Annotated in this window: 10 protein-coding genes; 5 read left to right on the top strand and 5 right to left on the bottom strand. The window is 48.5% G+C overall.

Features of this window, described 5'->3' with window-relative positions; translation table 11 throughout:
• Nucleotides 1-95: 95 nt before the first annotated feature.
• From DMN77_RS13825 to DMN77_RS13805, 5 genes are all read right to left on the bottom strand, one after another.
• Entirely contained in the window at nt 96-2309 is a 2214-nt protein-coding gene (locus tag DMN77_RS13825; RefSeq protein WP_179015450.1) for a patatin-like phospholipase family protein, read from the bottom strand.
• A 215-nt stretch (nt 2310-2524) separates the two neighbouring features.
• On the bottom strand, nt 2525-3190 hold the full coding sequence (locus tag DMN77_RS13820; protein WP_179015484.1) for an MBL fold metallo-hydrolase: 666 nt from the start codon (nt 3188-3190) through the stop codon (nt 2525-2527).
• 282 nt (nt 3191-3472) lie between these two features.
• Nucleotides 3473-4201, bottom strand: coding sequence for a polysaccharide deacetylase family protein (locus DMN77_RS13815; protein WP_179015449.1), 729 nt, complete (start codon nt 4199-4201; stop codon nt 3473-3475).
• Between the two features lie 2 nt (nt 4202-4203).
• Nucleotides 4204-4791 (bottom strand): YkoP family protein, encoded by a 588-nt coding sequence (locus DMN77_RS13810; RefSeq protein WP_179015448.1) that lies wholly within the window; start codon nt 4789-4791, stop codon nt 4204-4206.
• Nucleotides 4792-5082: 291 nt separating this feature from the next.
• Nucleotides 5083-5610 carry a GNAT family N-acetyltransferase gene (locus DMN77_RS13805; RefSeq protein WP_179015447.1) on the bottom strand — a complete coding sequence of 176 codons (528 nt, stop codon included), beginning with the start codon at nt 5608-5610 and terminating at the stop codon, nt 5083-5085.
• 420 nt (nt 5611-6030) lie between these two features.
• On the opposite strand from DMN77_RS13805, the gene DMN77_RS13800 reads away from it, so the two are divergent.
• The 5 genes from DMN77_RS13800 to DMN77_RS13780 all read left to right on the top strand — a co-directional run bounded on the left by DMN77_RS13800 (nt 6031) and on the right by DMN77_RS13780 (nt 13468).
• Nucleotides 6031-6957 carry a copper amine oxidase N-terminal domain-containing protein gene (locus DMN77_RS13800; protein ID WP_179015446.1) on the top strand — a complete coding sequence of 309 codons (927 nt, stop codon included), beginning with the start codon at nt 6031-6033 and terminating at the stop codon, nt 6955-6957.
• Nucleotides 6958-7189: 232 nt separating this feature from the next.
• Entirely contained in the window at nt 7190-8539 is a 1350-nt protein-coding gene (locus DMN77_RS13795) for an FAD-dependent oxidoreductase (RefSeq protein ID WP_179015445.1), read from the top strand.
• 414 nt (nt 8540-8953) lie between these two features.
• Nucleotides 8954-10249, top strand: coding sequence for a citrate transporter (locus DMN77_RS13790; RefSeq protein ID WP_082790199.1), 1296 nt, complete (start codon nt 8954-8956; stop codon nt 10247-10249).
• Nucleotides 10250-10370: 121 nt separating this feature from the next.
• A complete protein-coding gene (locus tag DMN77_RS13785) occupies nt 10371-12515 on the top strand; it encodes a hydantoinase/oxoprolinase family protein (RefSeq protein ID WP_179015444.1) in 2145 nt (714 codons plus the stop codon).
• A gap of 269 nt (nt 12516-12784) precedes the next feature.
• Nucleotides 12785-13468 carry a hypothetical protein gene (locus DMN77_RS13780; protein WP_256872389.1) on the top strand — a complete coding sequence of 228 codons (684 nt, stop codon included), beginning with the start codon at nt 12785-12787 and terminating at the stop codon, nt 13466-13468.
• Nucleotides 13469-13553: the final 85 nt, after the last annotated feature.

Here is a 13553-nt window from a genome sequence, read left to right as displayed (position 1 = left end):
AAATGGGGTTTCGATTATAGCCCATGCTAGCCGTACGCACAAAAACAAGTTCGAGCCGCGGCTCGAACTTGCTTCTATTTATTGCATTCGCATCACTACTTAATAGCCCAAACCGCTACACCATCTGTTTTATAATATACTACATTTCCATCGTCCTGTACGAACAGTCGGCTGCCTGGGTATTGAGCTGTATTCGATGCCCAACGTACTTGACTACCTTGATCATAGATAACAAGATTCCCGTCATGCTGTAAAATACATACTCCAGCTGGACCCCCAGTACCTGTTGCCCAGATGGGACTCCGTTGAATACTAACAATCGGAGGGTATGTAACGTTACAAGAATCCAATTGCGACTTCTTCTGATTAATTTCGGCATTTACTTGCTTTATCTGTGCAACGATTGCTGCCTTTTCTCTTGCTGAACCCGCTTCGGATAATTCTTGCTGTAGACCTTCCAACTCCACTTTCAGATTTGAAATGGCATCCGCGATCGATTGACATTGAGACGCCAGTCTGGTTATCGTCCGTGTAATTTTATAGAGAACTAGATTACCATCACCTTGAAAGACGAAAGAATAATTACCATTAGGTGAATCAATGGATCGTTCGTAGTCCAACACTTCACCAGGGAGCATATCGTCGCCGGTTGCAGCTGGACCTGTCGGAAGCCATAGCCTTCTCGTAGGCTGCCATGGATGACGTTCCCAATCACTCCACCAGCTTTCGACCTCTGAAGGGACCTTTCCCCCCTTACTCTGACGTTCGAGAACGTAACTACGGAGCTTATTTTTAAGATTACGCACTTCAAGCATCGCATCGTAACTTGGTGTAATCACCGGTGCTGGATGGATAGGGCGATCATGGTTGTCATACGCTAGAATATATCCGTTAGCAGCATACTCAAGCTTCCATATTTCTTCTCTAATCTTATAGATCAGAATCGTATGACGATCACGAGACAATTGCTCTGCTACCGCAAGATAATCCTGTGGATTCTGTTGTTTTGCCTGTATCGTATCGTCAGCACGCATATAGCCCTGTGCCATCCGAATGTCAATTAAACCAGGATCAATCGTCATGATGTCATGAATATCATAATCCGGCTGAATAACCGTTACATTAGCGTTCCAGCCTCCAATCGGATTCGTCTCGTTATAGCCAATCTCATCTGCCATAATGTCGCTTGTCGAGCGATAAATCACATCCGCCATATTTGCAACACCTGTATCAAAGGATGGCAATACCTTGCCACTCGCCACACTTCTTGCCTCATCGAGACTGTTGTCTGAGGCTAATACCACATAGACGTCACTCGCACCAGCTTGAATGGCCGATTGAATAGGCGCTATTTCGCGTACACCACCGTCCACATAATTCTCATCCGCCAACTTAACAGGCGAGAATGCCATAGGAATGGAGGCAGAAGCTATTGTTCCATCGATTAAACTCACAACACTAATATTACGAGATGGTGGGTACTGAAGGTTACAGCTATTCAGCTGTTGACTTTGTTGACTAATCTGTTCGTTCACACTTTTAATAGCAGCTACAATGGCCGATTTCTCACGACCAGAAGCTGCGCCTGCTAATTCCTCCTGCAGCCCCGATAATTCCCTCTTCAGTAACTTAATCTTATCTGCAAATGGTTGACATTGCGATGCATAAGAGGACGATTTAGAGTAGACAGGTGACGTACCATCTCGTTCCAGCATCGTTCCGTTTTCCGTAACGTAACGCAGTGCGCCGCTTTCAAGAGCGACGGTAGCAAGCCGCAGCTTAATGCCACTGCTCCGCACCTTAGTTAGATCAAGCTTGGTCGTATCATTTAGCTTTTCTCGAATCGGATTCAGATTATATAGAGATCGACTGTTCGCATTAATAACTTTCATAATATCTGTCTTTAAACTGCTAATATCATTTGGTAAATCCTTAAGCACATACAACCAACCGATTTTACTGCCAATTAATTTGTCTCCCTCGCTCTTTGTAACCTTTGCTTCGTCATCAGCAGCCATAGAAAGAAGTTTTACGATAGTGTTGTTCGTAACATTTCTAAACCAATCTTCCTCTCTCCACATATCCGAATTCGTATTCAGCCCTCTCCAGATCTGAATCAATCCGCGTAAGCCTCGATTAGGGTCGTTACCATCCCCTTCACCTTCAGCCAGCTTAATCGCGTTAATCGCTCCAACCGAAGATCCGGTTAATACGGTAGGGCGAATTCCTAACTCATAAAGATACCGAACAGCTCCAACTTCAAAGTCTCCTCTTACACCGCCGCCGCTTAAGACCAATCCAACAGCCATCTAACCGTTCCTCCTCATACAAATCGTGCTTGAGTTAAGCACTGTTGCTCGTATTCCCTATAAGATGTTAATCCCTTTGCTTATAGGCCCGATAATCAACATATTGAAGTGCTTTCGTTAATATTCATCCTTCAAAATATTTTTAGAGGAGTTAGATTCTCTTTCGGATATTTAGCATGTGGCTGAGGATGTCAGGATTTATTTAGAAATTCAGTTTACAAAAACTGAGTAAGTCTCAATATCTGATCATTCACATTTACATGACTTAATCCCCCGTGATAACAAACCACGGATGCAATGTCGAGATCCAAGTACTTTTTCAAAGAGAGACGAGCTGCATTCATATCCGGTGTAGTCGGTTCGTGAATACCTTCGAGAATCCCGTTTACGCTGTACATCGAGTCTCCAGCAATGAGTGTTTTACTTTGCCTTAAATAGAGACTGATATGACCAGGACTATGCCCAGGAGTATGGATGATGCGAATTCCGCCACAAAACGGCAGTTCCTGACCATCTATTAAGGTATCGTCCACTTTGCCCTTAGGGGGATTCTCAAGATGACCATCTTTTAATAGAGGGATCTCCCCCTGAATATACGGCTTATCCAATGCGTGCGCGTATACTTGTACATGATCGCCACACTCCTGCAAAATCTCTGGAAGACTGCCTATATGATCCACATCCTGATGCGTCAAAATCACAACTTTTAGTTGGTCGATCGACACGCCTACCTTTTCCACTGCTACGCGTAAATCTTCCATTTGCCCTGGAAATCCTGTGTCTATCAGAACAGCCATTTCTTGATCCCACAAAAGAATGGGGTGAATCACATGACCATGGAAATCGAGATGAAGCATTTCTACTCCCTTTGAAATTTGCATCATATCAGCCTTTCGTAAAATGAATTTGTTGGTATTCAATCTATGATTGTTTGGCCTCAAAATTAACTCATTTTCTGCTTGGTCTGCATAAGCAGCGAAAAGAGCATCCCAGATCCGAGGACGCCCTTGCCATGGTTATAATCTATTACGTTTTTGATGCAGCAGCTCCATTTAGAGGCAAATCGCAATCGGTGATTGGCCGGGAAATTGGCTAAACAAGGATTCCTTGCCTCTCTATGGTTTGCTACTTTTAGATAGTGAATGATCCTTCTTTTTACGATTTTACGTTGCATGCTCCAGCTTCAGCAATTCATCCGTGCGCACGCACTTTAAGCCTCTTCGTTCGGTCTCGGACAGGATGTCCCGAAGCACTGCAAGCATTTGTCCAGGAGCTTCTCTGTCAGCCCCAAAAGTATCGCCGCTATCATGCAATACGATGACAGCCCCGGGACGGATATGATCGGACAGCAAATTACGCAAATGATGTTCACCCGTATTCAGTTTCCAGTCGCGTGCGATAACTGACCATAACACGAGCCGATATGCCTTACGCAGCAGGAACAGGTCCATAATATTCAAAATCCCCCAAGGAGGACGATAGTAGGTCGGACGTTCTCCCGTAATTCCTTGGATAATGTCTGCAGAACGATCAACGTGTTTTCGACGTATGTTTCTTGGAGACATGATCCAATTCAGCATATGCGTATAATTATAAATGCCGATCTGATGTCCCTCCTCGTGCATGCGCTTCACTAATTCCGGATATTTCTCCGCCTTACTGCCGAGAACAAAGAAGGTTGCCTTCACGCCTCGGTCCCGAAGAAGATCAAGCAGCTTGGGCGTATAGCGGGGATCGGGTCCATCATCGAATGTAAAGGCAACATGGCGCTCTGCCCGCTTACGACTGGCCTTGCGAAAGACCCCCCAACCGAATATTCGAGTCAGCAGGAAAGGCAGCCCCATATAAAGCGCGATCAAGAAAATGAGCAAACGTGGAATGAGATTGTCCATAATTACGCCTTTACCCCGCTTGCATATCGATTTACCAAAGACGCTTGGGACATCATGAGCATTTTCGGTATAAGCTTCGATCTCTGCTGCTTTAAGCGTTTGGCCCCTTCTGGGTTGAGCATGCGAAGCAGCAAGCGAAGATATACCGTCGATATCCGCTCCATCCACTTCGTCTCCAGCGGATGCTGCTCAAATCCCAATCCATAAACAATGCCCCGATGCAGCAAGGTAATGCCGGTCAAGGCCCTAACCTTTGCCAATTTCGGATCTGTATCGACCGCTCGGCCAATATCCTTCAACGCTTCACGCAGCCTGCGCGCCGTCACAATTGCAGCCCGATCTGCTCCGACCGACCGTGATAACTGCAGAACTTCCCGATTATCAAGGTGAACTTCACCGACTTGATCACCCGCATGAATGTATGTCCCATCCTCACAGCGGATAGAACTACCGCGGTGGGCGCGAACGACAATCTTGCAAATGCCGAATTTCGACTGGTACACACTCCGAAGCGGCGTAATACGTTCAAATACAGTCTCCCATGCCATCCACAGCGACTGTAGCATTTTGTTGTATAAGGCGTAACTCACGAAAACATCAATTCCTTCCCAATTAAAAATATATATAGTAGAATTTCTGTTCGTCTGCCGTTGATTCGAAGTGAATGAAGAAGCCGATTCTGTCGAACACCTACCTGGCACTTTCATAGTACAAGGCGGACTTCTCTTTTTTCTTTCTCGATTCTTACAAGTTTCTTAAGCCTTCGCAGCCTAAGTCGAATTCCGACTCATTCCATAAGACAGAAAAAGCAGTGTAGTAATTCATCCGTGCCACACTGCTTTGTAAATAGATTAAACTCTTTATTTTATCAAACCGTACACCTACAACTCCACCAACATATGAATATCCTTCGGCTCTTTTTTAAACAGCTCGGGATCTACATCCTCCGTCAATTGGCTGCCATTGCTCTTATAAAAAAACACCGCTGAACGCGTCTCTGTAGACGAAATGTAGAGGTACTTCGCGCCTCTTTGCTTCGCTTCTGCTGCCAGCGTCTGCATGATCTTCGTCCCGATGCCCCGTCTGCGATAGTTCCGGGATACATACATGAGATCTACCTGAAGTCGATCCTGGTGTTCGCCTCGCCATTGATGTGCCAATACACCAAATCCAACTAATGTATCTGCATCGAACGCGCCGATCGCCATTCCCCCATTGCGCAATTCCAGCAGATATCTTCCCTCCATCTCATGCAGCAAATCTTCGTCCCAGCTCGGGCATTCATGGCCGGCCTGCAATTCTATCATCTCACCGTTCTGCATCTCGTAGATCAGATCAATATGCTCGGAACGATCAATTTCCCTTAGTTTTCCTACTTGCTCTTCCGTCATCACTTGATAGGTTATCATTGTGAATCCTCCCGTTCTGCGTGAATGAATCATTTCAATCGATATTAATAAGCAGGTCTAGCCCTCCACGACTTTATGATGCAGCATTCAAGCAAAATGCAGGACGGGAACCCGTAAGTATAAAGGTCCTATGAATACGAATTGGAATTACCCTTTCACCTCCTTTGCTAATTTACCTTCTAATGCAATAATCCTCATTCTGCATATGGATGTCAACAAGTAGCATCATTATTTAATTATATTTTTTATCTCCCAGGGAATATATTCCTCACCAATATTGAATCCATATGCTATATTAATAGAATCTCAGGATTTTCCATATTACAATACATAAAAGTGTTTAAAAGACCATTTTCCAGCACCGAAAAGTGATATGAAGTCAAAGCGGGCCTTTTGAACAAACTTTAAAAAGGAGACATTATGAAAAAGTTTACTTACTTCACTCTTATGGGATGCCTGGTCGTCCTGCTCGGTCTGTTCTCATTCACCGCTCCTACTTCCGCCGCCGCAGCCGTATCTTATACCCTCTATGTGGATGGCACGGTTTCATCAGCGAAAACTCCGGTCGTTGTAGAGAAGAATGTTACACTCATTCCGATGAAAGCGGTGCTGGCTGATCTGAAGTATGTCACCACCGTCGATAAAAAGACAAAGGCCATCACTGCCAAAAATTCAGCAGGCTCCTACATCACCGTAAATCTAGGCAGCAAAAAGGCGAAAATTAACGGCTCCAATGTCAACCTGGCTGCAGCTGCCAAAACATTGAGCGGAACCACCTATATCCCTTTGTCAGCTGTAAAGCAGTTAACTGGGAAGCCAATCGGATTGGATGCTTCCGAGGGGGTCGCCTGGATCGGGGAGAAGCCGGCAACCGCGAATCTTCCGGTATGGGGAATAACTCCGGAACAAGTTAAATCAGCGGCCGGATATTCAACCCTTCTTGATGAAGGTGGACAAGGCGATATTTATTTGCTGTTGTACCAGGATTCCATGGAAGACCCTGAAGAGCTATACGTTTTTTATAAGAATAAATTAGCCAAAGTGGTCTTTAGCCCTGTCATTTCCGGTCTTAATGAAGTGGGGCTAGTTGGCTTCTATGATGGAGCGTTTGATAGTTTAGTTAAAAGCTATGGGCAACCTATCACAGATGTCGTTGGCGCTTACGAGGATACGTTAGAACAGATCCCTCTGCTTGACGGGGGCTGCTATATGAGCGAATGGAAAAAAGGCGACACGCTGATCACTCTTTTATTGCAAGGAACCGAAGATGGGTATTCTGTAAGCATGCAGTATGTGAAGGCATCGATCGAAGCTCAAGTCGAGGCTGCTTTGGATGCGATTCAATAAATAGAATGGCCCCTACTCTACTCAGAAGACTTCCTCCCGGAAGTCTTCTTTTTTTCACCCTATTTCCTCAAAAATCCTCTTCAACATTAAATCTCCAAAATTCAGCAAACAATTTTCAACATTTCCGGATATTTAGAAAATTATTTTCTAAAAGCGTTTACAAATTAAAATTATTTTGTTAGCCTAATAGCAACACAAGCTATTCACTTGCGAGAAAAGGAGCGAAGAACCTATGAAGCAATACGACGTAGTTGTAATGGGCGGAGGCATCTCCGGGGCTATGGCTGCCATTGCAGCATCCAGAACCGGGGCGAAGACGCTGATTGTTGAGTCCCACGGATTCCTCGGCGGCACTCTAACCGCCAACGGTGTCGGGCCGATGATGACCTTCCATGCCGGTGATAAGCAGGTCATTCAAGGCTTCACCGGGGAATTGATCGAGCGGCTGAAGCAGTTGGGCAAATCTCCGGGGCATATTTTCGACACCGTCGGATTTACATACTCGGTTACCCCATTTGATGCCGAAGCAATGAAGCATGAGCTGGAGCTGATGGTAACGGAAGCCGGCGGAGAAATTTTGTACCACACGATGCTGGCAGGCGTTTACACGGAAGCAGGCCGCATTACAGGCATCCAAGTCTGCAACAAATCCGGGCTTAGCGACATTCATGCCTCCGTCTTCATCGATGCTACCGGTGACGGTGACCTCTCGGCCCTGGCAGGAGTCGAGTACACCAAAGGACGCAAATCTGACGGAGCGACCCAGCCGATGACCCTCAAAATGAAAATGTACAACGTGGATATCCCAAGGGTCAAGGAATATATTCACGCTCATCCCGAGGATTTCCCGCTATACAACGGGGACACCTCCATTATCGAGAAGGCCCCTCGCCTATCGGTCGGCGGCTTCGACAGCCTGTTCAGGAAAGCCAAGGAGCTCGGTGAAATCTCAATTCCGCGTGAAAATATTCTGTTCTTCGAGACGAATAACCCGGGCGAGGTCATCCTCAATACAACGCGGATTATCGGTTATGATGCTACAGACGCGCACAGTCTCAGTCAAGCGGAAATGGAAGGCCGCAAGCAGTGCCGGGAGCTGGAGCTGTTTGTTCGCAAATACATTCCCGGCTTTGAAAATGCAGTTGTCGAGTCTACCGGACCAAGCATCGGCGTGCGCGGTTCGCGCCAAATTAAAGGCATCTACACGCTGACGGCTGAAGATATTTTGAAGCAGCGCCTGTTCGAAGATACGATCGCTCACTCGGGCTATCCGATCGACATCCACAGCCCGGACGGCGAAGGCACCAAGCATGAGAAGCTGGAATGGGGCGGCGTATACAGCATTCCGTATTCCTGCATGATCACCGCTTCCATACCTAACCTGATCGTGATCGGCCGCTGCATCTCGGCCTCCTTCGAAGCCCAGGCAGCGATGCGAACCACGCCAACAACAGGCGCGATCGGTCATGGCGGCGGCGTAGCCGCAGCTCTTGCGGCGCTCGAACACAAGAACGTTCAAGATATAGACATCAAGCATGTTCAATCACTTCTTAAAGAGCAAGGCGCTTACCTTGAAGTATAAAGAGGTTGTTCAAAAATCCGCTTTTGATCACGAAGTCAATCAAAGAAGCTATTCGGCATCGAATCTTGAATTCAGCCGGGTCCTCCGGTGCTCACGTACAAACTACGTACGCTCCGCTCCTCAGACCCTAGCTTATCCAACCTTCTCGGTGCTGAAAACCGGACTTTTTGAACACGTATTAAAATAACAAGTTGAACTAAGGAAATAGAACGGTCTTGGCAAAAGGCTGAAATGATTCTGAAGAAACGTAGTGGTCGCCTTTGTGAACGGATTTCTAGCTTGTTGGATTCTACTCAATCATAGAAATTCGTGAGCAACAGCGATCGTAGGAACATTTCAGCCGGTTGTCTTCATCCGAATAGTCATTGGTTCAACTTGTTCAATCACCCATTTGGAGAGGGGAAATAAAATCAGATGACAACGACAATGTGGTTGCAAGCCATCGGTATTTTGCTCGTATTTCTGGTGTTTGTCGGGCTGATGATGACACGCAAGCTGCCGACCATTCTGGCCCTGCCCTTAATGGCGATTCTGTTCGCCATCATCGCGGGCGTGCCGCTATTATCCAATGACCCCGAGGCGACAAGTATCGCCAAGACCATTCTGGCCGGAGGCTCCATGAAGCTATCCGGTGCTATCGCCGGTCTGATCTTTGGTGCCTGGTTCGGCCAGATTCTGAACAAAGTCGGTATTACTAAATCCATTATTCGCAAGGCGGCCGAATTGGCCGGAGATAAGCCTATACTTATAGCTATTCTATTTTTCATCACCGCATCCATTATTTTTTCCGCGGCTGGAGGACTGGGCATGGTCATCCTCGTTGGCACCATCGTTATCCCGATTATGCTGACGGCGGGCATCTCCCAATTCGTCGCTTCGATCGTAGTTCTGCTGGCTGTTGGCGTGGGCTCCCTGTTCAACGTATCCAACTGGGCGGTATATGTCGATGTGCTTGGTCTTTCGGTTGAGCAGATCGCCGACTACACATTGGTTGTAGCTTCCCCGCTGATCCTTATTGCTTTGGCCATGATCGTCTTCTATATCCGCAAAGACGGCAAAGGCCGCAAAGCCTGGGCGATGCCAGCAGCAACCCCTGGCGGCGGCGACAAGAAAGTGCCTGCCATTGCCCTGATTAGCCCGCTCGTACCGGTATTGCTTGTATTTATCTTCAAGATCGATATCGTCCCAGCCGTTATTGCTGGCGCACTTGTCACAATTCTGCTTACCTGGCCGAAGCGTCCGATCCATATCCTCTCCAGCGCACTTGTAGAAGGAATTCAGGATGTTGCTGGCGCGATGGGACTTATGATTGGCATCGGCATCCTGCTCAGCTCCGTAATGTCGCCGCAAGTATCGGCGGTCATCTCGCCGCTGATTGAGTCCGTGCTGCCAAACAGCCCATTGATGTTCATCCTGTTCTTCACGATTCTGTCGCCGCTGGCCATCTACCGCGGACCGCTAAACGTCTGGGGTCTTGGCAGCGGGATCGCCGCCCTGTTCGTATCCGCCGGCATGACGCCGGTCGCTGCCATGCTCGCCCTGCGTGCAGTCAGCAACGTGCAATCCGTCTCCGACCCTACGAACTCCCATAACGTATGGGTAGCCGACTTTACGAAGAGCGACATCAACGAGATTCTGAAGAAGACACTGCCATGGACGATGGCGTCCGTTCTAATCGCCGTTATCATCGGATCGTTTATGGTATTTTAAACCTTAAATAGTGGACTTTTTGAATTACCTTTATAGATAAAACCGGGTAAGGGCCTTGCGTAGAGTTTCTATATAAAGCTCGAGCAGAAGGTCCTTGACCCGTCAACTGGAGGAGGACATTATGGGGAGAACGAAAGTAAGGGTCGGCATTGACGTCGGCGGTACGTTTACCGATGCGGCACTGATCGATAATGAAACATTTGAAGTCATCGAGAAAATGAAAATCCCGACCACCCACCATGACCCGGACGGTGTGGCCAAAGGGATTGTGCAAATTCTGGAGCGGATTCTAAGCAGCCGGGGCATTCAGCCTGAAGACGTAACCTTTATCGCCCACGGGACAACGCAGGCCACGAACGCTCTGCTCGAAGGAGACGTAGCCCGCGTCGGCATCATCGGTATGGGCTCGGGCATCGATGGGCTCAGCGCCCGCTCCGAATCCAATCCGGGCGATATCGAGCTGGCCCCGGGCAAGTTCCTGCATACTTTCCATACGTATCTGGACTCCAAGAACATGACAGATGAGCAGATCAACGGGGCCATCGACGAATTGGCGGCCCAGGGCGCCGAGGTAATTGTCGCCTCTGAGGCCTACAGCGTAGATGATCCCACTAACGAGCTGCGCGTGGTGGAGCTGGCGAATCGCAAAGGCTTGTACGCCACGGGCGGGCACGAGATCAGCCAGCTCTACGGGCTGAAGACGCGGACGCGCACGGCGGTCGTCAACGCCTCCCTCATCCCGAAAATGATGGAGACCGCCAATATGACCGAGAAGTCCGTTAAGGACGCCAGCATTCAGTCCCAACTCATGATAATGCGCTGCGATGGCGGCGTCATGAGCATTGACGAAGTACGCAAACGGCCGATCCTGACGATGCTGTCCGGCCTTGCTGCCGGGGTCGCCGGGGCGCTGATGTACGAGAAGATCTCCGATGGCATTTTCTTTGAGGTCGGCGGAACGAGTGTCGATATCTCCGTCATCAAGAACGGGAAAGTCATGATCAAGAATGCCGAGGTTGGCGGCCACCGTACTTACCTGCAATCCCTGGATGTGCGTACGCTTGGCATCGCCGGCGGCAGTATGATCAAGGTAGCAGGCGGCAAGATCACGGATGTCGGGCCGCGCAGCGCGCATATCGCCGGTAAAGAATATGAAGCCTTCGCACCGACCGAGACTATCGTCGATCCGAAGGTAAAATTCATCAGCCCGCGCGAGGGCGACCCTGCTGAATACGTGATCTGCGAATGCGCCGGAGGCAAGGAATATTCCTACACCCTCGCTGGGGCAGCCAATATTCTGAACTACATTCCTGAAGGGGATTATGCCCAGGGAAATACAGAAGCAGCCTTAAAAGCCTGGAAGGCGCTGGCCGATCATGTTGGACTAAGCATAGAGGAAACCGCCAGACAAGTCATGAATATCGCTATCGATAAGACGATGAAGACCGTCAACGAGATGATCGCGGACTATGAGCTGGACCGCAGCTTCGTTACATTGGTAGGCGGCGGCGGCAGCGGCGCGGTGCTCATCCCGGCAATGGCAGACCGCGAGGGCTTCAAATCGCAAATCGCCAACAACGCTCCTTACGTCTCCACGATCGGGGTAGCGTTAGCCATGGTGAAGGAGCAGCTGGAGCGAACGGTCGTTAATCCGACCGAGGAAGATATTAAGCGCATCAGAGCTGATATCATCGAGCGTATCGTGCAGTCTGGCGCTTCCGAGGAGACCGTCGAAGTCAGCATCGAGATCGACAGCCAGAAGAATATTCTCCGCGCGATGGCAACCGGCTCCACCGAGCTGCGCTCCAAGGATCTGGGCCAAGAGGCCATGTCCGTGGAAGAGATGAAGGCCATCGCCGCCAGCTCGATCGATCAGCCGCTGGAATCAACGGAGCTTGTCGCTCAGACCGGACGCTGGAACCTGTTCGTCAGCGAGAATGTGAAGAAATCCTTTTTCGGCCTGTTAAAAAAGAAATCCAGCTCGGTCAGCGTTCTTGACCGCGAAGGCGTCGTCCGCTTCAAGAAGAGCAATGTGCATTATACGAAGCTAAGCAAAGCCGCATCAGAGGCGTTAAGCTCCTTCCTGGACGATAACACCATTTATTCCGATGCCAATGCCACGATCCCGAAGGTGTTCGTCTTTTATAAAGAGAAAATGCTTGATTTGACCGGTATGCAGACGAAAGAACAGCTTCTGTCCATTCTTGAGATTGAGACCGAGATGCTTAAAGCCCAGGATGAAATGCTGGTTATCGCTTATCAGTAGCGGAAACCGCCTTGTATTTCTAACGAAACTGCAGAGCGTTATTCCCCTAAAAACAACTAGTTATCAAATCTAATGAAACCGTGGATCGTTATTTGCGATAAAAAACAGCTTAAAGCCACTCATCCGGCTAAATAAGGCTTCCCTGTTTCGCTACAATTTGTAGCAGACTTTTGGGACGAAAATAGCGATATCACGTTTCGTTAGAGAATAATGCTAAAGATTCATGCTAGAGATTAATTGAGCAGAAATTGCGAGGAGGACGATGAAAAATGCCGGTGCAAGCTCTTATCCCTGATCTGATGTCCGGTGGCATGCTGTCCGATGAAGTCCTGGGCTGTATGGAGCTGCGGCAGGACCCGCTGTTTCATAAAATACCCGCGGAGAAAATTCTCTATTACGTCCATGAATCGCTGCAAGCCGGACGTTTGGCGGCAGCGGCCTACACTAGCCACGATATTCGCGCTATGTGCAGGGAAGCCGGACTTCGCTACGAGATTACGGAAGCGTCAGGGAAATTCCATAACGTCGCCTTCCGGGCACAGATCGATTTCTCCAAGACACCGCCGGAAATCATTTTGTATGCCTCCTCGCCCAAGGGAATGCAGACGGTCTGCCAAGAAATCCTTGGTGAACGGTCCAACGGCACGGATACAGACTTCGACCTGCTGGTCGATATTCATCTGGCTCATGAATTCTATCATTGGCTGGAGTACCGGGAGCAAGCTTTTACAAATGAGCGTTTAGCATCGATCGAGAGCTTTAAGCTAGGGCCTTGGACGAGGCGATCCAGCGTAGTGCAGTGCAGTGAAATCGCCGCCCATGCCTTTTGCAAAGAGCTGCTGGCACTCCCCTGCCTGCCTAACTTGCTGGACTATGCTTATTTGATCGAAGAGAAGCAGCTCTCGGCTGAGGATTTTATGCGGCAAATATCGACTTGTAAATTATGGATATAACGCACTCTCAATACCTCACTCAGTATGATATAATGGGAAAAGCTATTGCCAGACACGCCGGAGTAGTCATTTCCAGCGTTAGATC

It is taken from the genome of Paenibacillus sp. 79R4, from assembly GCF_013393165.1.
Taxonomy (GTDB): domain Bacteria; phylum Bacillota; class Bacilli; order Paenibacillales; family Paenibacillaceae; genus Fontibacillus.
Note: the sequence above shows the minus strand (reverse complement) of the source record. Positions and strands in the feature narration are given on the sequence as shown.